At 43.9% G+C, this 23,656-nt stretch carries 19 protein-coding genes and 1 tRNA gene; 4 read left to right on the forward strand and 16 right to left on the reverse strand.

What is annotated here, in order from left to right; translation table 11 throughout:
* Nucleotides 1-212: 212 nt before the first annotated feature.
* From ACZGCQ_RS06280 to gltB, 7 genes are all read right to left on the reverse strand, one after another.
* Nucleotides 213-1,355 carry a mannitol-1-phosphate 5-dehydrogenase gene (locus ACZGCQ_RS06280; RefSeq protein WP_481265868.1) on the reverse strand — a complete coding sequence of 381 codons (1,143 nt, stop codon included), beginning with the start codon at nt 1,353-1,355 and terminating at the stop codon, nt 213-215.
* Between the two features lie 2 nt (nt 1,356-1,357).
* On the reverse strand, nt 1,358-1,795 hold the full coding sequence (locus tag ACZGCQ_RS06285; RefSeq protein WP_236627092.1) for a PTS mannitol transporter subunit IIA: 438 nt from the start codon (nt 1,793-1,795) through the stop codon (nt 1,358-1,360).
* Between the two features lie 34 nt (nt 1,796-1,829).
* Complete coding sequence (locus tag ACZGCQ_RS06290; protein ID WP_050678286.1) at nt 1,830-3,260, reverse strand: PTS mannitol transporter subunit IIBC; 1,431 nt, start codon at nt 3,258-3,260, stop codon at nt 1,830-1,832.
* Nucleotides 3,261-3,452: 192 nt separating this feature from the next.
* Entirely contained in the window at nt 3,453-5,465 is a 2,013-nt protein-coding gene (locus ACZGCQ_RS06295; protein ID WP_481265869.1) for a BglG family transcription antiterminator, read from the reverse strand.
* On the reverse strand, nt 5,458-5,751 hold the full coding sequence (locus ACZGCQ_RS06300; protein ID WP_058705357.1) for a PTS sugar transporter subunit IIB: 294 nt from the start codon (nt 5,749-5,751) through the stop codon (nt 5,458-5,460). The genes ACZGCQ_RS06295 and ACZGCQ_RS06300 overlap by 8 nt, the downstream gene beginning before the upstream one ends.
* Before the next feature lie 158 nt (nt 5,752-5,909).
* Nucleotides 5,910-7,376 carry a glutamate synthase subunit beta gene (locus ACZGCQ_RS06305; RefSeq protein WP_481265870.1) on the reverse strand — a complete coding sequence of 489 codons (1,467 nt, stop codon included), beginning with the start codon at nt 7,374-7,376 and terminating at the stop codon, nt 5,910-5,912.
* Nucleotides 7,373-11,845: a glutamate synthase large subunit gene (gene gltB / locus ACZGCQ_RS06310; RefSeq protein ID WP_481265871.1), complete on the reverse strand. Its 4,473-nt coding sequence runs from the start codon at nt 11,843-11,845 to the stop codon at nt 7,373-7,375. The genes ACZGCQ_RS06305 and gltB overlap by 4 nt, the downstream gene beginning before the upstream one ends.
* Nucleotides 11,846-12,140: 295 nt before the next feature.
* Between gltB and ACZGCQ_RS06315 the strand changes: the two genes are divergently transcribed.
* Together ACZGCQ_RS06315 and ACZGCQ_RS06320 are read left to right on the forward strand one after the other, a co-directional pair.
* Nucleotides 12,141-12,983, forward strand: coding sequence for a transporter substrate-binding domain-containing protein (locus ACZGCQ_RS06315; RefSeq protein WP_069940808.1), 843 nt, complete (start codon nt 12,141-12,143; stop codon nt 12,981-12,983).
* 2 nt (nt 12,984-12,985) lie between these two features.
* The gene (locus ACZGCQ_RS06320) at nt 12,986-13,663 is read left to right on the forward strand and encodes an amino acid ABC transporter permease (protein ID WP_481265872.1); all 678 of its coding nucleotides are present in this window, start codon (nt 12,986-12,988) and stop codon (nt 13,661-13,663) included.
* A gap of 80 nt (nt 13,664-13,743) precedes the next feature.
* Here the strand turns inward: ACZGCQ_RS06320 and ACZGCQ_RS06325 are convergent, their stop codons facing one another.
* Nucleotides 13,744-15,585, reverse strand: a complete 1,842-nt coding sequence (locus tag ACZGCQ_RS06325; RefSeq protein ID WP_481265873.1) for a putative bifunctional diguanylate cyclase/phosphodiesterase — start codon at nt 15,583-15,585, stop codon at nt 13,744-13,746.
* 145 nt (nt 15,586-15,730) lie between these two features.
* Between ACZGCQ_RS06325 and ACZGCQ_RS06330 the strand changes: the two genes are divergently transcribed.
* On the forward strand, nt 15,731-16,360 hold the full coding sequence (locus ACZGCQ_RS06330; protein ID WP_481265874.1) for an FMN-dependent NADH-azoreductase: 630 nt from the start codon (nt 15,731-15,733) through the stop codon (nt 16,358-16,360).
* Here ACZGCQ_RS06330 and ACZGCQ_RS06335 read toward each other — a convergent pair.
* The 8 genes from ACZGCQ_RS06335 to ACZGCQ_RS06370 form a co-directional block, all read right to left on the reverse strand.
* The gene (locus ACZGCQ_RS06335; RefSeq protein ID WP_481265875.1) at nt 16,357-17,232 is read right to left on the reverse strand and encodes a helix-turn-helix domain-containing protein; all 876 of its coding nucleotides are present in this window, start codon (nt 17,230-17,232) and stop codon (nt 16,357-16,359) included. The genes ACZGCQ_RS06330 and ACZGCQ_RS06335 overlap by 4 nt on opposite strands.
* 28 nt (nt 17,233-17,260) lie before the next feature.
* On the reverse strand, nt 17,261-18,127 hold the full coding sequence (locus tag ACZGCQ_RS06340; RefSeq protein ID WP_481265876.1) for a helix-turn-helix domain-containing protein: 867 nt from the start codon (nt 18,125-18,127) through the stop codon (nt 17,261-17,263).
* Nucleotides 18,128-18,164: 37 nt separating this feature from the next.
* On the reverse strand, nt 18,165-19,046 hold the full coding sequence (locus tag ACZGCQ_RS06345) for a helix-turn-helix domain-containing protein (RefSeq protein WP_481265877.1): 882 nt from the start codon (nt 19,044-19,046) through the stop codon (nt 18,165-18,167).
* An 83-nt stretch (nt 19,047-19,129) separates the two neighbouring features.
* Nucleotides 19,130-20,011 carry a helix-turn-helix domain-containing protein gene (locus tag ACZGCQ_RS06350; protein WP_481265878.1) on the reverse strand — a complete coding sequence of 294 codons (882 nt, stop codon included), beginning with the start codon at nt 20,009-20,011 and terminating at the stop codon, nt 19,130-19,132.
* Between the two features lie 47 nt (nt 20,012-20,058).
* Entirely contained in the window at nt 20,059-20,955 is an 897-nt protein-coding gene (locus tag ACZGCQ_RS06355; protein ID WP_481265879.1) for a helix-turn-helix domain-containing protein, read from the reverse strand.
* A gap of 13 nt (nt 20,956-20,968) precedes the next feature.
* Nucleotides 20,969-21,856: a helix-turn-helix domain-containing protein gene (locus tag ACZGCQ_RS06360; protein ID WP_481265880.1), complete on the reverse strand. Its 888-nt coding sequence runs from the start codon at nt 21,854-21,856 to the stop codon at nt 20,969-20,971.
* 89 nt (nt 21,857-21,945) lie between these two features.
* Nucleotides 21,946-22,016: transfer RNA gene (locus ACZGCQ_RS06365), tRNA-Thr, on the reverse strand.
* Nucleotides 22,017-22,101: 85 nt separating this feature from the next.
* The gene (locus tag ACZGCQ_RS06370; protein WP_023468575.1) at nt 22,102-22,299 is read right to left on the reverse strand and encodes a hypothetical protein; all 198 of its coding nucleotides are present in this window, start codon (nt 22,297-22,299) and stop codon (nt 22,102-22,104) included.
* Between the two features lie 155 nt (nt 22,300-22,454).
* Between ACZGCQ_RS06370 and ACZGCQ_RS06375 the strand changes: the two genes are divergently transcribed.
* Nucleotides 22,455-23,630: a MalY/PatB family protein gene (locus ACZGCQ_RS06375; RefSeq protein WP_481265881.1), complete on the forward strand. Its 1,176-nt coding sequence runs from the start codon at nt 22,455-22,457 to the stop codon at nt 23,628-23,630.
* The last annotated feature ends 26 nt before the right edge of the window (nt 23,631-23,656 follow it).

Below are 23,656 nucleotides of genomic sequence, written 5' to 3' on the forward strand. Positions count from 1 at the left end.
TCGGAATAGAGATGTTCCGTTCATATAGCGTACAATGTATTTTAATCGCTAAATATTCGTTTTCGAATATTCCAAATTTAATATACAAATTGTAATCAAATTGTGATAGAAGAATTTCAAAAACTGGTTATTTCGATGACGATGCGCTACATGTTATTTGAAATACAAAACCACCCTTCGCGTGATGTGAAGGGTGGTGCGCACATTTATTATTAAGCAATCGAATTGACTTGTTGTTGCATCGCTTCATAATGTTCAACAATCCGAGATCCCAGTGGATCCGATGCTGACAATTGGAGATATTCGCTCAATGCGTCTTCAATTCCATGTTTCGTGATATACGCATTTAATTCAGAAGATTCTGAATCATTTGGATCGAAATAGGTCAGGGCTGCTGCGATCCCGCGCGCTAATCCATCTGCTTCAATCCCACGCTCCATCAGTTCCTTCGCCGGTTTGACGAGTCGATCACTTGGACTCAGTTTTCGAATCGGTGAGCGGGCGACACGAATGATCTCATCATGAATCCGCGGATTTTCAAAGCGTTTCATATTCTTTTGGATATACGCACTATGGTCGACTGGGTTAAAGCCGTACTTTTCAAGTAACAACCACCCTGTTTCGTAAAGTGCTGTCTGGACACCACGACGAATGCGTGGATCCGTTAGACTTTCAGCGATCGTTTCTTTATGGAATAGTGCTCCGAGGTACGAAGCGATCGCATGTCCTGTGTTGACGGTGAACAGCTTCCGCTCAATGAACGGTTCGATGTTCTCGACATAGGTGACGCCTTCGATTCGTGGATAGGCTTCCGGTAATCCAGTCGTCTCGATCACCCATTCGAAGAATTCTTCCACTTCGACGTATAACGGGTCTTCGTGATGTTGAAGCGGTACGATTCGGTCAACCGCTGCATTCGGAAAATACCAGTTCTCTTCTATCGGCTGATGTTTCGCCACCTCTGCTTGCAAGTGTTTTGACCCACCAATCATGTTTTCACACGCAATGACGTAGACAGGTGTCTGCTGATCACGTTGACGTAATCCTTCCGCGATCAAAGGAGCGACTTTCGACAACAAGCTCGGTCCGACAGCTGTTGTAATCACATCTGCATCGCGAATCGCTGCAATGACCTGATCCGGTTCAGACAAGCTGTTGAGCGCTGTCACGCCGTCGACCCGTTCACGCCCTCCTTGTTCAGAGGCATAACCGACCTCATAGGTATGTCGTGCTTTCAATGCATCGACGACCGTCGTATTGACATCGACGAAACAGACTTCGTAACCCGTCTTGACGAGTTGTAAGCCGATGAACCCACGTCCGATGTTACCGGCACCAAAATGGATGGCTTTCATGCTTACACCTCCGCTGTCAATAAGGCAATGATTTCTTCTTTTGATGTCGCTTTCACAATACGCTCGACGTTCTCCTCATCGGAGCAAATGACCGCGATATTCGATAGCAACTCGAGGTGTTCGTCACCGACGCCAGCGATGCCGATGACGAGTCGTGCTTGTTCCGTTCCGAACGCTACGCCTTGCGGTACTTGTAGAATCGAAAGTCCTGTCTTCTTGACCTGCGATTTAGCCGACTCTGTTCCGTGGGGAATCGCGACATGGTTGCCAATATAGACCGTCGATAAAGCATGACGCTCCTGCATTGAGTCGATGTAACCGGCTTCGACATATCCGTGATCGACGAGGAGTTGACCGGCAGCCGTAATGGCTGCCGTCTCGTCTGCGAATTGTTGGTCAAGTAATACGAGTTCCGGTGAAAGGTTCATTGTCGTTGTCATGTTTATTCCTCCTTGAGTGTCTCTATCTTTATCTTTAAGAAATCTTATTCCGTGCTGTTTCGATCTCATGGACGAGTTGGTCATAATAACCGGCATTCAAGAAGTTATCGACTGACCGATGTTCTGCCGTTGGTACCTGTTCCATAGCCCGCTCCGTCAAATCTCGATGCGTAATGATCAATTCAGCGTTTTGCGGCAGTTGGCTGATCGACGTATTCGTTACCTTGATCGGTAACCCCGCCTTATTGATTTTATTGCGAAGGACGGATGCTCCCATCGCACTCGATCCCATCCCAGCGTCACAAGCGAAAATGATATGTTCGACTTCCGCAAGTGGTTTTGCATCAGCTGAAACGAGTGTCGAAGCAATCGATTGTTTTCCTTTCATCGCACTGACGTTCGCGCTTGCTTCTTCAAGTGATGTCTCTTTTGCTTTGCTTGTCTTCAGCAGGACAGTTGATACAACGAATGTCACGGACGCTGACACAAGGACACCGGCAATCAATCCAACGTAAGAGCCGCGGGATGCCATCGCAAGGACAGCGATGATACTACCTGGTGAAGCAGGTGCGACTAAACCGACATCAAATAGGACGAATGTGAGGATCCCACTCATACCGCCTGCGATCATCGCAAGTAATAGGACCGGTTTCATTAAGACATAAGGGAAGTAGATTTCGTGAATCCCACCAATGAACTGAATGAATGCTGCCCCCGGTGCCGTTTTCTTCGCTGCACCAGAACCGAAGAACGAGTAAGCGAGTAACAATCCGAGACCCGGACCTGGGTTGGCTTCGAGTAGGAATAGAACTGATTTGCCCGCCTCGTTTACTTGATCGAGACCAAGAGGGCTTAAGATACCGTGGTTGATTGCGTTGTTTAAGAATAAAATTTTCGCTGGTTCGATGAACAAACTGGCAAGCGGTAATAAGTGTGCACTGACAATCGCACCAACTGCTGCAGCCATGATGTCGTCAAGACCTGTCATGAGTGGTCCGAATACTTTGAATCCACCGAGCATCAACAAACCTCCGATGATTCCGACCGAGAAATTGTTGACGAGCATTTCGAGACCTGGTTTGATTTTTCCTTCGATCAACTGATCGAACTTTTTGATGACGTATCCGCCAAGTGGTCCCATGATCATGGCACCGAGGAACATCGGAATCTCTGTTCCGACGATGACCCCCATCGTCGCGAGCGTCCCGACGACGCCCCCTCTGACGTCATGCATTAATTTTCCGCCTGTGTATCCGATCAGCAACGGTAAAAGATAGGTGATTGTCGGACCGACGAGTTCACCGAGTTCCTTATTTGGTGCCCATCCAGTTGGGATGAACAGTGCCGTGATGATCCCCCAGGCGATAAATGCACCGATGTTCGGCATGACCATTCCGCTTAAAAAGCTTCCGAACCGTTGAACTTGTACACGGATGCCCCGTGCTCCATTTTGAGCTGTCGCCATTGCGTTAGCCTCCATTTCGTGTATGAGTTGATAAGATGATTGCTTTGCTATGCTCTTATTGTAAGTGCACTGCAAGCGCTTACTCAATCTTTCCTAGTTCAGTCTTTGTCCAAGAAGTTGGACAGACTGGAAAGAAGCCTGCCTGACCTAAAAAAATCCCTGTCACTTCAGGAATTGAGTGACAGGGATTTTTCAAGTGTGACCTAGAAATTGATCAATGACCGTTCGAAACGTTCGATTCAAAAGCAGACGAATCGTCTGTTCCTCACCGAACTCGAATTGATCCATTTGTTCGGGACTCTCGATGATCGCAGCACTGATTGAACTGAGTAATTCAAGCAGTTCATTCGATGTTTCTTCCGGTGCGACCAAGACGAGGAGCCGTTCGACGGATTGCAACTGTTGATCCATCCCGAGTAAGTCGATCGGTTCAGGTAATTCAAAGATAAGAAATCCCCCTCTTTGGATCGTCGCATCGCGTCCGTGGAACAGTGCGAGCCGCGTTCCCGGAATACCGAGACCTGACATCTCATGACGACGAAGCAATTGTCCAGAGAGCGAAACAGCTGACTTTGCTAATCCTTGCTCGACCATGCGCGTACTGATCTCAAACAATAGCGATTCAATCCCATCGCCTACTCGCTCTAACCGTTCCATTCGGAATCCGTCCGATACTTGAATTGACGACGCAACGAGCCGATGCAATTGCTCAAGATCAAGCCATTCCGTTTTCTTCCTTCGCGGTGCCGGCTGAAAGGATTTAGGCAATGCGAGAATTAATTTCCGGATCCGTTCGACCTCATCCTGAGGAAGTAACGGGTTAACGAGAAGATGTGGTGGGCGGATGTCAGGCAACGGTACGGTCGATAAAACGAAGTCGTACGAGTCGATTGGTAACCGTTCGATGCCAAACAGGGACGAGTTATCGATGTGCTCGAGTTCAGCGAATTCTTGCCGCAACCGATTCATCAGTAACTTCGAGGAACCGAGTCCTGCAGAGCAGACGACTAAAACGCGATAGGGTAGTTTTGGTGTCGGTTTGCTGAGAACGGCACCGAAATGCATGACCCAAAAAGCTAAATCGACGTCTTCAAATGTCGCATCGGTGAAGATTGACAGCGCTGCTTGTTTGACCGCATCAAACAAGCGCGGATATTCCCGTTCGATTTGTTTAATGACATAGGACGGATTGACGCTATTTTGACGCGTGTACGATTGAATATGCGAAACGAGTCCGCGTTCTAACGCATGATCCTTCGTGAAGTTCGTTCCATACAATAAGGAAACATGTTCAATCAATCGTTTCACACGAAGGCGCGTGACGAGTTCTTCCGTATCTCCTGCGTCCGATTGAAAGAAAGCACGCAACTCTTCTGATAACCATTGGCGTTCGGCAATCGACAATGTGTCAGGTAATCGCTCTTCCACGCGTTCTACCCATTTGAGGATTTCGACCGGATACGCTTTTAACTCGTAACGCATCGGAAACTGATCTTTGCGCAACGCTTGTAAAGCTAAGCTGAGTGTCGCGCGCATGATTTGTCGGTCATTGAGACGCCCTTCTTTCGTCAATGGCGCAATGACCGCGTACGCTTGATTGATCATCTCAAGCCAGGATGTTCGATTCATGCGTAACAGATGAGGTAATTGCCCGGCGTCGCCTTGTAACAACCGATAGAAAGCGAGAACATCCCATTGCGTAAAAATCAATGAAATCAGTAAACGGCGTTTATTGATTTCTTCGCCGATGACTTCTGCACCAATACCTTTTTTGCGCTTGATTTCAAGGTCATATTGCAGAAACCACTCATCAATCCGCTCTAAATCCTGGCTGACCGTGCTCGGAGCCACATACATCGCATGGGCGATCGCCTGTAATTTGACCATCCCTTCTTCTTGCAGTAGCCGATACGCTAACTCGACTTGGCGATCTTCAGCGTTCGGTAATTGTTTATGTGACAACAATAATTGGTCTCGTAATGCATGTTTAGCTTCGTCTGTTCCTTCAATTAATAGACCTCTGCCGCGGACATATGTCAAACGCAAGTCATGATCTTCTAAAGACTGGGCAAGACGATCGCGTTCACGTTGAATCGTTCGTTCCGATGTCTCGAGCGTTTCCGCGATCTCTTGGATTTGAACAGGTTCTTCGCGTGATAAGAGGAAAAATAAGATATCATGTTCCCGTGGTGTAAATTCAGTCATGCAGCCTCACTCTTTTCTGCCAAGATTCGAGGATGACATCATATGCAGTCGGATCAAGAATCTGATCGACTGGATGAACAGAACAATGTGCTTTCCATACGTGTCGATGGACGAGTTGCGTTTCTCCGACGATAAAAGATGCCTGATCAGGTAGTTCTGCGATGCGACATGTCTTGACGTCTGTCGTAATACCGCATTCAAGTAAGCGCTTTCTTAAAATCGTAGCCCCCATGATACTACTCGCCATTCCACTCTCGCATACGAAATAGATGATTTCTGGATTCATCTGTCATACCTCCTCTTCATTTTATAAGAATAGCAGAAATATTTTCGGTGTTTCACCTTGAAATAAAATCAATAGTTATTTTTGAACTGGCAGATTCCTTTGCCAAACGTAAAAAAGCCTGGATTTCTGAAAGTATCAGAAAATCCAGACCATGTGATTTAGCCGGTTTGTTGCATCGTTCTTAAATACTGACCGACGGCTTCCGCCACTTCACGACCTTCTCGAATCGCCCAGACGATCAGTGATTGCCCCCGTCTTGCGTCACCTGCGGCAAATACGCCTTGCCGGTTCGTCGCGTAACGCGTCGTCTTGATTTTCCCGCGTTCTGATGCGACCGCTAAATGTTCGAGTACATTCTCTTCCACACCACTGAATCCAATGGCGATCCAGACTTGATCGACCGGGAAGTAACGATCGCTCCCTTCGATTTCCTCAAAGATCACTGCCCCCGATTCATTTTTTGTTTTCGTCGTCTGAATCGTCCAGACACCGGTGACTTGACCCGATTCACTTGTTGTGAATCGCTTGATGGCGATCAAGTATTCACGAGGATCCCGACCGAATTGTTGCAACGCTTCTGCGTACCCATAATCGATGGAGTAGAGTAACGGTGTATCCGGCCACATATTTCCTGTTGCACGCGTCATACCCGGTTGTTCATGTTTACCAAATTGGACGACGGAGCGGCAACGTTGACGGAGTGCTGTTGCCACACAGTCCGCTCCTGTATCGCCTCCACCGATGACGAGAATATCTTTATCTTTCGCATCGTGATCAGGAGACAACGGTTCTTGCGAGAGCACGTGACGTGTCACCCCTGTCAGATAATCCATCGCATAACCAACTCCACGCGTTGGTGCATCAGTCAATTTGCGCGGTTCCGTCGCACCGACACATAAGATGACGGCGTCATACTCCGCTTCAAGTGTCTCAAGAGTGATATCTGCGCCAATCGTGACGTTCGTCCGGAAGTGGATCCCTTCCGCTTCAAGCAAATCGACACGGCGCTGTACGACCTCTTTATCGAGTTTCATGGCTGGTATACCGTACGTCAATAGACCGCCAATACGATCTTCCCGCTCAAAGACCGTCACTTGGTGACCGGCTTGATTCAGCTGATCGGCAGCCGCAAGACCGGCAGGACCAGATCCAACGATGGCAATCGAGCGTGTCGATCGTATTGCTGGAATTCGGGGCACGACCCATCCTTTTTCAAAGCCGATGTCGATGATCGTCCGTTCGATATCTTTGATCGCGACCGCGGGTTCATGAATCGACAACGTACAGGACCCTTCGCATGGCGCTGGGCAGACACGACCCGTGAATTCCGGGAAATTGTTCGTCTCAAGAAGGCGATCGAGTGCCTCTTGAAAACGTCCTTCTTCTACGAGCAAGTTCCATTCTGGAATCAAGTTATAGACTGGACAGCCGATCTTCACTTGATCAAATACTTCCCCTACATGGCAAAACGGGGTGCCACAATCCATACATCGACTTGCTTGCTGACTCGCTTCCGCTTCCGTCAAAGCCGTCTTATATTCCTTAAAATCACCCACCCGTTCGCTTGGATGTCGTTCCGTCCCACCCGAACGAGCAACTGTCATGAATTGATCGCGTCGTTTCATCGTACCCCTCCTGTTCTGCGCCCTAAATGTGTCTCAAATGCGAGCAACATCGCTTCTTCGGTGTTATGTCCTTGTTTTGCAAAATCAGCCATCAACGTCGTCACTTTCTCATACGTCGAAGGAATGACGCGGATGAACGAATGAATGACATGATCCCAGTTCGCTAGAATCGCATCGCCCTGTTCACTACCAGTCCGTGCGACGTGACGTTCGATGAACGTCTTCAGTCGCGCAATCTCTTCGACATGCGTGACAGGTCCCGTCGAAACGAGTTCGCGGTTGACACGTTGTAAAAATTGTTCAGGATTACGCGGCAAGACATAGGCGACACCACCTGACATACCAGCAGCAAAGTTTTTTCCGACATCTCCAAGGACGACGACAGATCCACCGGTCATATACTCGAGTCCATGGTTGCCAATTCCTTCGACGACGGCGACGGCTCCACTGTTTCGAACAGCAAATCGCTCACCTGCCTGACCGTTGACATAGAGTTCTCCACTTGTCGCCCCGTAAAGTGCGACGTTACCAATGATCGACTGATCGGACGAGACGAACGAAATCGAACGTGGAGGATGCACGGCGATGATACCTCCGGACAATCCTTTCCCAACGTAATCATTCGCTTCTCCCGTGACATCAAGCGTTACGCCACGTGGTAAATAAGCGCCTAAACTTTGTCCGGCAGATCCATTCAGTTCGAGTTTTAATCGGTCCGTCGGAAGACCAAGTGCCCCAAACCGTCTTGTCAGCATGGCACCGGTCTGTGTTCCGATCGCACGGTCTGTATTTTGAATCGTTAAACGTAGTGTCTGAGGCTGACTGAAATCTGCCGCCTCCAAATACGGCGAGATTTCACGAGCATCAAAGGAACGCTCGACATGATGCTGTTGTTGTTCAGCCGGACCGTGTGTCACATGGACGAGGAGACGCGAAAAATCAAGACTCTTCGCCTTCCAATGCGTCCGTTGTCGCTCTGATGGTTCGAGTAAATCCGTTCGCCCTACGAGATCTTGTAGTCGTCTTACACCGAGTTTCGCTAAATGTTCTCGTACTTCCTCTGCGATGAACGTCATGAAATGGACGACGTCATCGGCAGATCCCGTGAATTTCTTACGGAGCTCTGGATCCTGTGTCGCGACACCAACAGGACACGTATCGAGATGACAAGCACGCATCATGATACATCCGACGGCGATAAGCGGAGCTGTCGCAAACCCATACTCATTCGCTCCTAACATTGCGGCGAGGATAACGTCGCGACCAGTCAATAGCTTTCCGTCGGTTTCAAGGACGACACGCTCGCGCAACCCGTTTAATGTCAACGTTTGGTGGGTTTCAGCAAGACCAAGTTCCCATGGCAGTCCGGCATGTTGAATACTCGTCTTCGGCGAGGCACCCGTGCCGCCATCATGCCCACTGATGACGATGACGTCCGCAAGTCCCTTCGCAACTCCAGCCGCGATTGTCCCAACGCCACCTTTTGCGACAAGTTTGACGCTAATCCGGGCTTGATCGTTGGCACGTTTTAAGTCATGAATCAACTGGGCCAAATCTTCAATCGAATAGATATCATGGTGTGGAGGTGGGGAAATTAATCCAACACCCGGTGTCGATGCACGTACACGCGCAATCCACGGATAGACTTTTTCACCAGGTAATTGACCGCCTTCGCCAGGTTTCGCACCTTGTGCCACCTTGATTTGTAATTCGTCCGCGTGAACGAGGTAATGACTCGTCACCCCAAAACGACCAGAGGCGATCTGTTTGATCCGGCTCATCCGGAAGTCACCATTTTCATCCCGTTCGTATCGTTCCTCCTCTTCCCCGCCTTCACCACTATTACTCTTACCACCTAAGCGGTTCATCGCGATCGCAAGCGTCTCGTGTGCTTCTTTTGATAAGGAACCGTATGACATCGCACCCGTCTTAAAGTATTTGACGATTTCGCTGACAGGCTCGACTTCTTCGATTGGGATTGCCGTCGTCTCCTTGAATGTCAACAGATGTCGTAGCACCGTTGCCGGTTCCTCCTGAATGCGTTGTGCATACTTTTGATAGAGCCGGTAATCATTCGTCCGGCATGCGTGTTGCAACAAATGAATCGTTGCCGGGTTAAAGGCATGATGTTCTCCCGCTTGACGGTACCGGAAGACACTGCCGGATTCTAAATGAATCCGTTCATCTGCAATCCGTTGTGCCCGTCGGACTTCTTCTTCCATCAGTTCAAGCGTCATCCCGCTCAATTGAGAGACCGTACCAGTGAAATGCTGCTCGATGACGGCGCGGTCGATTCCGACTGCTTCAAAGATTTGCGCCCCCCGGTAGCTGAAGACCGTCGAAATGCCCATCTTCGACATGACTTTGACGACGCCTTCCGTGACTGCTTTTTGGTAACGTTTGTCTACATCCATAAAACGATCCCCTACCGCTTCTTCAAGCGTCGCATACGCCAGGTACGGATAAATCGCATCCGCACCGTATCCGATCAACGTCGCAACATGGTGAACTTCACGAATTTCTCCACCTTCAACGATTAAGCTGAGATTTGTGCGTAATCCCTTACGGATCAGAGCATGATGAATCGCACTCGTCACTAAGAGGATCGGCATCGGCAATGTGCCAGGGCGTACGAGGCGATCCGATAACGTCAATAATTCATATCCGTTTCGTGCAGCGGTCACAGCCTCATCAACGATCATGCCGAGCGCTTCTTCAAGTGAATCGGTGAACGTCGCCGAAATCGTTTTTTGCTTGAGCCCACAATGTTTCAGCGCATGGGCTTCGTCTGGTCTTAGAATCGGCGTCTCTAAGCGAACACGATGACAGTTCGCACGGTTCGGCGTCAGCAGCTCCCCTTGTCGACCTAACCATGTTAGCGTCGAGGTGACGATCTCTTCGCGTAACGCGTCGATCGGTGGATTCGTGACTTGAGCGAACAGCTGTTTGAAATAACGGAACAAGGATTGAGGGCGTTCACTTAAGACCGCTAGCGGTATATCCGTCCCCATCGCGCCTAACGGATCCTTTTGTTCTTCGACGAGCGGTATCAGGTATTGATCGATATCTTCACGGGTATACCCGAAGTGTCGTTGTTTCGTACCAAGATCGACGAGCGTTTCCTTAAAGTCGTTACTTGAGAGGGTCACGACTTCTTGAGCGAGCCACTCCGCGTAGGGGTGCCGTGTCGCTAGCTCCCGTTTGATTTCTTCATCTGCAATCAACTGACCGGACGCAAAATCGAGTAAAAGCAGTTCACCCGGTGCTAATCGTTTTTTGTACAGAATGTCTTGTTCACGAAGAGGGAGTACTCCTGCTTCTGACGACAACATGAAGTGACCATCGCGTAATAGAACATATCGCGCCGGGCGTAGACCATTTCGGTCAAGCGTCGCACCAATCTGTTTCCCGTTCGTAAAGACGATGGCAGACGGACCATCCCATGGTTCCATCATGCTGCTGTGGTACTCATAATACGCGCGCTTCGCCGGTCTGATTTCGGCATGTTCGAATGGTTCCGGTACGAGCATCAGTGCTGTCTCAGCAAGCGATAGACCTGACAGATGGAGAAACTCAAACGCATTATCAAGCATCGATGAGTCGCTACCCGTCTCATCTAGAATCGGTAACACTTCTTCTGCCCGATTGCCGTATGTCGTCTCAGCCAGTCGACGTTCGCGACCGCGCATTGCCCGGATGTTCCCTTGTAATGTATTGATTTCGCCATTGTGAATCAAATAACGGTTCGGATGGGCACGTTTCCAGCTTGGGAACGTATTCGTACTAAAACGCGAATGCACGATACCAAATCCTGATTGATAGCGCTCGTCTCGTAAGTCATCGAAATACGCGCGCAATTGATCCGTCGTCACAAGTCCTTTGTAAACGATTGTTTCACTTGAGCTACTGAGGACGTATTGTTCAAGACCGAGTTGTTCTGATTCACGTTCAAACGCTCGTCGAATCAAAAAGAGCGTTCGTTCGAATGTCAATCCTTCCATCGCCTGTGCACCAATGAAGCATTGACGAATGACTGGCTCCGTGCTGCGTGCACCCGATCCAAGCACTTCGGACTGAACAGGTACGGTCCGCCATCCCAATACGTCTTGTCCTTCCGTCAAAATGATTGACTCTAACGTTCGCTCGAGTCGCATCCGTTCCCGTTCCTCACGTGGTAAGAACATCATGAAAACGCCATAATCCCCTTTTTTAGGGAAGGAAATGTGACGAACTGTTTCACGAAACAACCGATCTGGTAATTGCGTTAAAATACCCGCTCCGTCTCCCGTCTTCGCATCGCTTCCTTGTCCACCACGGTGTTCCATTTGACAAAGCATGGCCAATGCATGTTCAACGATTTCATGACTCGCTCGTCCTGTTTGATGTGCGTAAACCCCGATCCCGCACGCATCATGTTCCATACGAGGGTCGTATAATCCCTGCTGTTCAGGGTATTGATGAAATGTCATAGTAGCACTCTCCTTGCCTTCTTAATTTTCTGTATATTCAGTTAAATTATACTTTACACCCTTTTATGTTTATTCGCTACTATGCATAATCACCATTTCGCGCAACCTCTGAAGCCATAATTACCATATATCAACATTGATAACGCTTACATAAACTTGGATATTCATTCAACATTTTTTTTGGCTGATTTCTACACTTTGTGCGCGTATTACTTTGCCCGAACATATGATTCCGTGGTATTTTTAACTATGAAAAGAGTTATTTGATCATGGAAATAAAGAGAGGAATAATACGATGAAAAAAACAATGCAATTTACGGGTCTCTTGATCGCAGGAAGCTCGATCTTATTAAGCGCATGTGGTCAGCAAGAGGAGAAGGCAACCGCATATGACAAGATTCAAAAAGAAGGAACGATCGTCGTCGCTACAGCTGGTACACTTTTTCCGACATCTTACCATGAAGAGAAGAACAATAAGTTGACTGGATTTGACGTCGAAGTCGTTAAAGAAGTAGCAAAACGCCTTGATTTGAAAGTGAAATTCAAAGAGATGTCATTCGACGGTATGTTGACAAGCGTCAATACAGGTCAAGTCGATCTTGCCGCTAACGACATTACGATCACCGATGATCGTAAAGAAAAATTTGCGTTCTCAAAACCATATAAATATACGTATGGTACGGCAATCGTCCGTAAAAGTGATTTGTCAGGCATCAAATCTCTCGAAGATCTAAAAGGAAAAAAAGCTGCCGGAGAAGCAACGACGACGTATATGCAGATTGCTAAAAAATACGGTGCAAAAGAAGTCACGTACGATAACGCGACGAACGATCAATATCTTCGAGATGTCTCAAATGGTCGCACAGACGTCATCTTGAATGATTATTACTTGCAAACACTCGCTGTCGATTTCTTCAAGGACTTTGATATTACGATTCATCCTGATATCGCTTATAATCCAAGTCAGGTTGGTTTAATCATGGATTTAGATAACAAGGAACTTCAATCCAATATTAACGAACAACTCGATAAGATGAAGGAAGACGGCACGTTAAAGGAAATTTCCAAGCAATTCTATGCCGGAAAAGATGTCTCCCAAATGCCTGACGTCAAAACGACGATCGTCGATGTGAAGTAACGATGTCTTCGATTGATTGGCGGTCCGTCTTCAATCCGGAATTGGCGGTCGAATCGTTTCCTTATATTTTGAGTGGACTAGGGCAGACGTTATGGATTTCCTTGCTTAGCATGGCCATTGGTCTCGGAATCGGGTTAATCCTTGCCCTTTGTCGTCTGTCTCGCCTTCGACTTTTACGTCTCGGAGCGAGCGCCTACATCTCGTTCATGCGAGGTGTCCCGATTCTCGTATTGCTGTTCATGTTGTATTTCGGGCTGCCGGTCATCAATATTCAACTGAACGCGTTAACCGCAGCAATTACCGGTTTTAGTTTGAACAGTGCTGCGTACATGGCGGAGATCATTCGTTCTTCCTTGCTATCGATTGATCGTGGTCAGGAAGAGGCGGCGGCGTCACTCGGTTTATCCAGATACCGGACATTTGTTGGCATCATTTTGCCACAAGCGATTCGAATTGCTATCCCACCGCTTTCAAACGTCTTGCTTGATCTGGTTAAAGCTTCATCGCTTGCTGCCATGATTACAGTTCCTGAGATTTTTCAAAAAGCAAAAATCGTTGGTGGGCGCGAATTCGATTATATGACCGTCTATTTTGTTGTTGCGTTCATTTACTGGGGTATCTGTTCTTGTATCGCAGTCATTCAAGAGATTCTCGAACGACGTTTTGCGCGGTATCTGTGATTCATTAATAAACAGTTATACGAACAGGCGATGGACATAGTCCACCGCCTGTTTACTTTCTTTTTTGATATATCATATCGTCAGCCTTCTCGATACATCGTTAAAAAGTGTTCTAATTGTCTTGGTTGTAACGGGCGATGGAAGAGATATCCTTGCAATGTATGACACCCTAATCTCTCGAGCAATGCCGCCTCTTCTTCTAATTCAATCCCTTCAGCTACGATTGTCATATCTAATCGCTTCCCTAACTGAATGATCGTTTCGATCATCGCTCGTTTCTTCTCAGAATGAATGGCTTCTTGAACGATTTCTTTTGGAATCTTCAATTGATCGAACGGTAACTCCACTAAGGATTGCATCGATGAAAAGCCCGTTCCGAAGTCATCGAGCGCAATCCGGATCCCATACAAATGGAGTGCGTTTAATGTCTCGATGATTTGCTCTGTTCCTTCAATGAAGATGTGTTCTGTCATTTCGATTTCGAGTAATGACGGAGGAAAGCCAGACTGTTTTAAGATCGCCAATACGCGATCCGTAAAATCAGATTGGCGTAATTCCCACGGCGAGACATTCACAGAAATCGTTAACGGCTCCTTGCCTTCTTCCAACCATGCTTTTCCTTGGAAACAAGCTTGACGCATGACCCAAACTCCTAATGTCTCAATGAAACGTGTCCGCTCCGCGAGTGGAATGAACTCGTTTGGTGGAACAAGACCATATTCCGGATGATTCCATCGAATTAATGCTTCGACTCCTGTAATTTGACGAGTTCGTGCATTGACCTGAGGTTGAAATAAAATAAAAAAGTCGCGATCCAGTTCTGCATCGTACAAGTCGCGTGTTAACTGAAGCGCCCGCTTTCGTTCATTTTGTGTCGCTAAATCTGTAATCGCATACGTATTTTTCCGATTAGATTTAGCAGTGAACAAGGCAATCTCCGCATCATTAATGACATGGTCCGTCGTTTCGTCATTCACATAGGAAACACCGATACTTGCAGTGACGTTAATCTGTTTAAAATCAATTTGGACGCGCTCTGATACACTCGATAAAATATCGTCACAAAGAGTTCGCGCATCGTAATGGTTTGGTGCATGTAGTAAAAAAGCACTTCCACTCGCTTTCGCAATCGTACAATCCGGAAAGCGATTCATCAACCGACGACCAATAATATGCAAAGTGCGGTCACCTGTCCGGTAACCAAAAGCATCATTGACGGTTTTAAAATCATCCAGATCAACCAGACAAATCATGTCGCCTTCTCGCTTCTTCTTGTCCACTTCTATGACAAAAGAAGAACGGTTTGACAAACCTGTCACAGAATCCGTAAATGCTTGTTCTTGTAAACGGGCTAAGTAGTCAATATTACGCTCAAGACGAGTGACGTATTGATTATGGATCAATAAACTTATGATCGTCGCAATCAAGATAAGTCCGATTCGCGCAATATGATCGGATGCAAACAGCGTAACACCTTCTAGTGAGGGAGTCTGATACCAAATATAGAGGAGAGAGATCGTCGTGATGCTCGTCGCGTATAACAACATCGTTCGGTTAATAACGACGAGAGACGCTAAAATAAACAGTAATGCGCATGCCCAAACGGACTGAACACCTCGATCAATGAATGGATAATAAATATAAGGAATCAATAAAAAAATACTCGACATCATATGGGGTTTTAAACGATCTGACAACGAGCTTTTACCGATGAAATACTGCGCGATTCCAGCACTTGCAATGACGGTCGCTCGCACCCAATCGTCACCATCTAAACCGGAGCGACTAAATGTATTCGCCACGATGTATAAAACGGCACCACAACTCGTCAACACAAAAATGATCATCCCGAACAACTGATAATTTGCCCGAATTTCTCGATGATATTGCAGACTATTGGAAGAACGTCGCTGTGTATTCACCGCCATCCCCTCTTTCTAGTTCCTGTCGTTTATTTTCCTTATCAGAACCAAAATAAAACCTGAATTTTCTAAAAATAATAAAATAATGGGAAGTCATGATTTTGAGCAGAATGGGAATAGATAAGTATAGAAAGGAGTAATGTTTATGTCACATTTACTATTCATTGAAGCGAACGATAGCACACATCAAAAAAAAGGCATTAGCTCTGAATTGAACGATGCCTTTTTGAACGCGTATCGCGAATCACATCCGGATGATGCAGTTACGGTTTTGAATTTATTTGAAGAACGTCTTCCCTTTTTTGATTTGAAACTTGCGAGCGCAGCAGGTCGTCTCTTTAAAGGCGAAGAATTAACTGGAGATGACGCGACTCATGCTCATCGACTTCGAGAGTATTTAAACGGGTTTTTAGACGCCGACAAGGTCGTCTTCTCATTTCCGATGTGGAACTTGACGGTTCCGGCACCACTGCACAATTATATGGATTACCTTGCCCAAGCTGGTCAAACGTTTCGTTATACGGCAGAAGGTTCAATCGGACTTGTTGAAGACAAACAAGTGCTGTTGATTCATTCACGCGGTGGTGATTATTCGACGAAAGAGAAAGCATCGAGTGAGCACGCTGTTCGCTACATGCTAGATTTATTAGCATTCTTTGGCATTGAAGATGTATCGACTGTCATTCTCGAAGGACATCAGCAATACCCGGAACGTGCCTCTGAATTAATCAATCAAGCGCTTCAAGAGTGCCGACAATTCGGTCGTGAGTTTTAAGTGGGGAAGAGAACGTACTCTGCATGTTCTTCCAGAAGTATTTTTTCATGAAGTGGCATATCAAATGCTCGAAAGACGGAATAGGCCATCGTAAAATCGCGTTGGATAGCTGAAAGATCGCCATTCAGTTGTTGAGTGAAATATCCTCGCTGATAATAAAAGTGACCTAAAAAAAGACCATCTTCTATTTGAAGACTCTCTTGAATACCTTGTTCGGTGATTTTTAGACCGGCAAGGTATTTTTTTTGCATTAATAGTTGTTGTCCATAATTATATAAAATCTTGATTCGAACTTTTTTCAATTCGATGGATGGGTAATTCGATTGAATCAATGTTTGAAAGATAGCCTCCGCTAAATCGAAGTCACCATGTTCAACATACAAATTTGCTATCGCCATCTGAATTCTTAAATACAGAGTAGCTGATTCAAACCAAAGGTGTTCTTTATTGAGTAATCGTTCGAGCGATTGAATGGCTTTTTGGTAGTGAAGTTGACCACTTTTTTCTTGAACGATGACTTGATAATATGCTGCTAAGTCACGAACTTCCTCAAAATCTACTGTTGAAAGAATATGTTCGATCATCTTTAAAGCATCGACGTATTGAATAGTGCGCAATAGTTCTCCTAATTGCTTGTCATACGATTGAAAAACATCACTTCGTAAATGATCTTGAAACAACATCGACAATGGTACCTTTAATCGTTTTGCGACTTGTTGTAGCAAATCGATGGTGGGTGAGTTTTTACCATTTTCGATTTTACTAATTTCAGCTTGGCTACAAATACCTTCACACAATTCTGATTGTGTAATCTTTTTTTCTTTTCGAATTCTCTTGATTTCATAACCAATCGAGACGGGTAAGTGATCCATTATATCTTCCTTTCTTTCACTTCCATCATCACATTTGAAAGTGGAGAAATTGTTTTTTACCTTTTAAGACTAACGCGGCATGATTCTCATTGCCAAAGGCAGTAAAAAGAGAATAGGCATGAGTAAACGCATCACGGATATCACACTTTCGATAATTCAATTCTTCATAGAAACATCCTCTTTGATAAAAGAAATGTCCTAACATCGCTGTATCTTTTCGTTCGATGGATAAACAAATCCCTTGTTCAGCAACCTGTAGTCCTGTTTTAAAGTCATTTTGAAAATACAACTGTTGCGCATGATTATATATGATTTTACACTGTAATTTTTTAAGTGCATGTGTCGAATAATCATACGATAATAACCCTTCATATATTTTTCGCGCATATGGATATTGACCGTTCAAGTAATAATAGTTCGCGACCGACATTCGAATACGTAAATAAAGAACAGGATACTCTATTTCCATTTGATGTTCATCCGATAAGCGAAGCAATTGGGAGATACATGTCCGGTAATCGATATCTTTTTTACCTTCGCGAGCAACCCATTCAAAATAATGAATCAATAATTGAACGGAAGGAGGAAGACTAGGTGGTAAACGTTTCATAAATTCTAGCATTTCATCATAACGACGTTGCCTAGAAAAGTCCGACAGTTGTACGTCATAGTCATGAAATAGCTTTACTTCATTTGAATCGATGAAGATTTGTCCCATTGAAATATGTAATTTTTGAGACAAACCTTGAATAAGATCGATGGTTGGCATTATTTTTCCATTTTCAATCTTACTTAATTCCGCCTGACTACATACATCTTTTGCCAATTCTTTTTGTGTTAAATTTTTTTCGATTCGTAGTTGTTTTATTTGTTTACCAAATGACTCGATACGCAACCTTCCTTCCCCTTTCTTGTATTTTTTTGTAGTAATCTTAGTCCAGTACAGATTGTAGAAAAGAACGTTTCGTCCTTAGAACGATGGTAGCGTATTGTTTCATCTGAAAAGCAGAAAATAATTCATACGCCATCGTATAATCCTGTTTCATCTGCATAAAATCCGTATCCATCCGTTCATGAAACTCGCCACGTTGATAATACAAGTGCGCTAAGTAGGAAGTCTGTCTCAATTGTCGACTGAGCTGTATGCCTTCCTCGATGATACGAAGACCCTTTTGAGACTGATTCATTTTATATAATAATTTTGCATAGTTATAAAGGATCTTTAGTCGTTCCTCCTTCAGACCGCTGATTTCTGTAGTGATGCGTAGCACGTCATCATATATTTTTTCTGCCTGTTGGTACTGTCCGCATTCCGCATATAGAATGGATAATGCCATCTTGATTCGAAAGTAAAGCATCGGATCTTTCACCCATAAATCCTCTTGATCCATCCATCGCGCAAATAAAACGGAGGTCGTTCGATAATCAACTTGTTTTTTCCGATAAGCAATCACAATTTCATAATAGGTCATTAATCTTCTTATTTCATCAGAAGACTCACTTACTGAGATTTTTTTCATTTCATGAAAACATTCATCAAAAGCATTCTCGCGTAGTAAGGTACTAAGTTTTTGATCAAGGATATTTACTTGCTCCAATTTATGTTCAGAATCGCTCTTTAATAGTTCTGATATCGGAACACGAAGTACTTTTGCGATGAGTTGTAATAATTCCACAGTCGGCATCGTCTTCCCGTTCTCGATCTTACTAATTTCAGCTTGACTACAAATCCCTGCACTCAGTTCTTTTTGAGATAAACCATTCAATTGTCGAAAAAATTTTAGTTTTTTACCAATTGGATGTTCGTCCTTCATCTAATCACCTCTTTAAAATAAACAAGTTGCACTTTTCATGAAAAAACCTTCTTGTTTACCAAGAAGATTACGTATCCTTTTTATTAATTCTCAAAGGTAAACAACATATACGGTTCCTTCATACGAAGAATCATCTTTTTCCTCATGTCGTGCTCAAACGCATGAAATAATGCATAGGCGACTGAATACTGTTTTTGGAGTGACTTCTTTTCCTCACCTGAGTATTCATCATAGTGAGCGAGTTGATAATAAAAATGCCCAAATAAAAATGTATGATTATATTTCAAGCATAACTCATATCCTTTTTTGACGATGACGATGCTTTCCTCAGACTTCCCTTGGTACTCAAGAATCTGACAATGATTGAAGTAAACTTTTAATAGCGCATTTAGATGAGTGGTTGACTGAAAGACTTCAATTTCATTCTCTAATTCCCGATACACGGATTCCGTCAAATGAAATAGGTCCTGTTCTGAATACATATTCGCAATCGCCATTTTGATTCGAATGAACAAATCAATAGACTGAAATTGTACTTCCTTTTCAATCAACAAGTTGGTGAGCAGACTTGCAGCTGTTCGAAAATCGATTCGATTTTGCTTTAGTTCAATGATCGTCTTGATATAGCTTTTTAAAATGTCGATTTCGACGATGCTAACCTTTTCTTGCTGGTGAATTCGCTCTAACGCCTCTTTATATTTCTCTTCTCGAAGCAAATCAGATAAGAATCGATCTAGTTGAAAGAATTTTTCCTCATCGCTATGTTCTTGAAACAACAAAGAGATAGGAACTTGCAACCTTATAGCCAGTTGTTGTAATAAATCAACAGTCGGAGAATTTAAGCCGTTCTCAATTTTACTAATTTCAGCTTGACTACATAAATCAGCACATAGTTCTTTTTGAGAATATCCCTTTTTAACACGAAATCGTTTTAAGTTTTCTCCAATTGGATTAGCTTTAACCATCTTATCAAATCCTCCAAATATCTTAAAACATCACCTTGTGTTATGAATCATGCTTCGTGTATAGAGGTAGACTCAAATGTAAACAATAAATATTCTTTCTTTAAGTCAACGACTAACTGTTTCGTCGTTTGAAATTCAAATGCGTGTAACAATGTATAAGCTATCGTATATGTCTTTTGAAATAAAGCATTACCGACAGCTTCTTGATAATTTCCTAATTGAAAATAAAAATGCCCTAAAAGAAAAGTCTTTTGAGATTTTAAGCATAGATTAATTCCTTTTTGAATAAACACATTCGCTTCTTCAAATAAATCTTGATACAACAGAATTTGAGCATGATTAAAATAGATTTTAATCAAAGAAGTAATATATAAGGAACTTTTGAGTTGTTCTAATAGTGTTTCGATGTCGGAATAAGTATCTGTAGTTAAATGGTATAACTCATGTTCAGCATATATATTGGCAATTGCCGTTTTAATCCGAATGAATAAAGAAATGGATTCGTTCCAAACATCATACTCGTTTAAAAGGTTACTTAATGAGGAAGTAACTGTTCTAAAATCAAACCGATTTTGTTTCATATCCACGATGATCTGAAAGTAAGCACTTAATATAATTAAATTCCTATTCTCTTTGAAATCATACGTTGAAATGACTTGTGTGATTTGATCAAAATTTTCTTCTCGAAGTTGATCTGAAATAAATTTATCAAAAAAATCTATTTCCTCATTAACTTGAGGATTCTCGAATAAAAGTGTAATCGGACTATTTAAACGAGCCGCAATTTTTTGCAATAATTCTACGGTTGGTGAATTTAAGCCGTTCTCGATTCTACTAATCTCAGCTTGGCTACAAATACCCTCACATAGTTCTTTTTGAGTCATTTGCTTTTCGATACGAAATTGTTTAATTTTTGTACCATTCGATGAAGTTAAAGTATTCATCTCCATCGTTTATTCACTCACTTTCATTAATCGGAAATAAGAGGTGTTCGGAAAAATAGGTTTCAAGGATTTTTAGATAAGAGTGATTCTGAGTAGCAATGAAAAAGGAATAAGCGGTCGTATATGCTTCCTTTGTTTCTGATTCAGATGCTTGTAACGCCTCTAATAAAATTCCTTTTTGAAAATAAAACTGTCCAAGATATGTTAAATCCTGTAATTGTTTTGTCTCTTCAATGACCTTCTCAACTTCCTGAAGCCCTTCTTCGAATCGTTCAAACTCTACTAAATTACGTATAAAATTATACATGATTTTCATTCGGATTTTTTTATACTCTCTTGTTTGATAAGGTAAGTCTAATAGTTCCTTATAAATTTGATGGGCACGACTATATTCTTCGTGGTTCGTATACAGAACAGCAATCACCATCTGAATTCGTGTATAGAGAAGAAATGATTTTTCTTTGACCTGTTCCTGTCTGACAACTTGTAATAAGGAAGCGATACATGTCCGAAAATCAATATTTCCTCTTTCATATTCTAGTAATTCTTGATGGTAGCGAATTAAAATTTGAGTTTCGACCGCATTGTTGACTTTCTCATATATCGCTAAGTCTTTTGCCATATCTGAGTAAGTTTTTTCACGTAAATGCCGAATCATTCGTTGGTCTATTTCATTTAATTTTTGCGAGACGATTTCATCTTCAAAAAACAATGAAATCGGGATGCGTAGTCTTCGACAAATCTGCTGTAACAAATCAATCGTTGGGGAATTTCGACCATTTTCGATTTTACTGATTTCAGCCTGACTACAAATTCCTTCACAAAGTGCTTTTTGTGTCATTCCTTGTTTTTTTCGTTCCTGCTTGATCTTATCACCAACAGAATGAATGACTGGATGCATGGAGGTCACTCCTCAAATCAAAAATATCGAACTCATGAAAAAAGTCTTCCGTTTCAAGTATATATCACTTGAGACGGAAGACGTGTCTATGCTTCCGGCGAGAATCGAACTCGCACTGCAGCATTACCATTGCTGAGGTCTGCCATTAACCTACGGAAGCTTGCAAAACCTGATTCTAGTATAACTTATAAAAAAAGACAAAACAAGAAGTCGACGCTTTTTCAGCTCAACTTCTTGTCACTAATTTACAATGTAGTTTTCGTTAGCGAGTTATCATAAACGACTAAAACTGAATAATGTTCATCCGCTTTAGACGCAACGAATGTTGAGAATTTTAATGTAATGATGGCGTTTGACCCGACCCCATTATTCTCAAAAAATTCATTTAGTCTTTCCTCTAATTCTTCAGGCGATCGCCCGACAACTACTTTAGAATGCAACATGATCATCACTCCGTTCCGTTATGGTAGGTTCGAATTTAGTAATTTCCTTATCGAATAAAAGTTAAACCTTTATTTTTTCGACTTGCCCCATTCTCTCCCTATCCGCTATGGTGAAATGGAGTCATTCAACTATGGAAGAACAGGAGTGAAGTCTGATGGAACAAATCAATTTTGACGAAACGATCGAGAAACGAAATACAGGATCCGTCAAGTGGGATGGGCTCCCTTCGCTGTATGGATCAGATGAGCTGATTCCGATGTGGGTCGCCGACATGGATGTCCGTCCACCACACCATTTGACAGAACGATTGACAAGACGTGCTGCTACAGGTCATTTCGGTTACTCGATGTTTGAAGACGAAGCAAAACGAGCGATTCAGCGATGGTTTCAAAAGCGATATGACGTAACAATCACTACGGATTCCATTCTCTACTCAAGCGGTGTCGTTCCAGGACTTGCGCATACTGTCCTCGCATTGACTGAACCGAGTGATGAAATCATCATTCAGACACCGGTCTATCCTCCATTTCATCAAATCATTCAGTCTAACCAACGACAAATCATTGAAAGCCCGCTTCTTTTAGACGGTGAGACGTATCAGACCGACTTTTCACTTCTCGAACGGCAAATGCGAACAGCACGTATGATGATTCTCTGTAGCCCGCATAATCCAAGTGGTAAAGTCTATCCGAAAGAAGAATTAGAACAAATCGTCGAACTCGCGAAGCGCCATGATGTTTATCTTGTATCCGATGAGATTCATGCGGACCTCGTCTATACAGGTTCCGTCCACACGCCTATTCTTGGTTTGGATTATGAAAAACTCATTTTAGTGAGTGCACCATCCAAAACGTTCAATATTCCGGGTCTATACGCGTCGTATTTGATCGTACCTGACATTTCGATTCGACAACAGATCGAGCGTATCCAGCAACGTCATTTCGTTCACCCGAATGCATTAGCTTCGACTGCGATTACAGCAGCGTATGGTGATGTTGCGAGTGAACAATGGCTTTCACAATTACTTGTTTATTTAGAAGGAAATCGTGACCACGCCATTCGTCGGATTCGCCAAGAGATGCCAAAATTAGACGTTGTCATTCCAGAAGCAACTTTCCTGTTGTGGATCGACTTCAAAGCACTCAAACTAGATAGTAAAACACGAGCAAATTGGCTCGTCAAGGAGGTCAAAATTGCCCTAACGCATGGTTCTTCGTTCGGATCTGGTGGAGAAACATTTGAACGTTTAAATATCGGGTGTCCTCGTGCACAATTAGATCAGGCACTAGACCGCTTAAGCGCTGCATACCAACGGTTTTGGACCAATTAACATGACACGAATGATCCTAATTCATT

Source organism: Exiguobacterium sp. HSB13 (genome assembly GCF_056764755.1).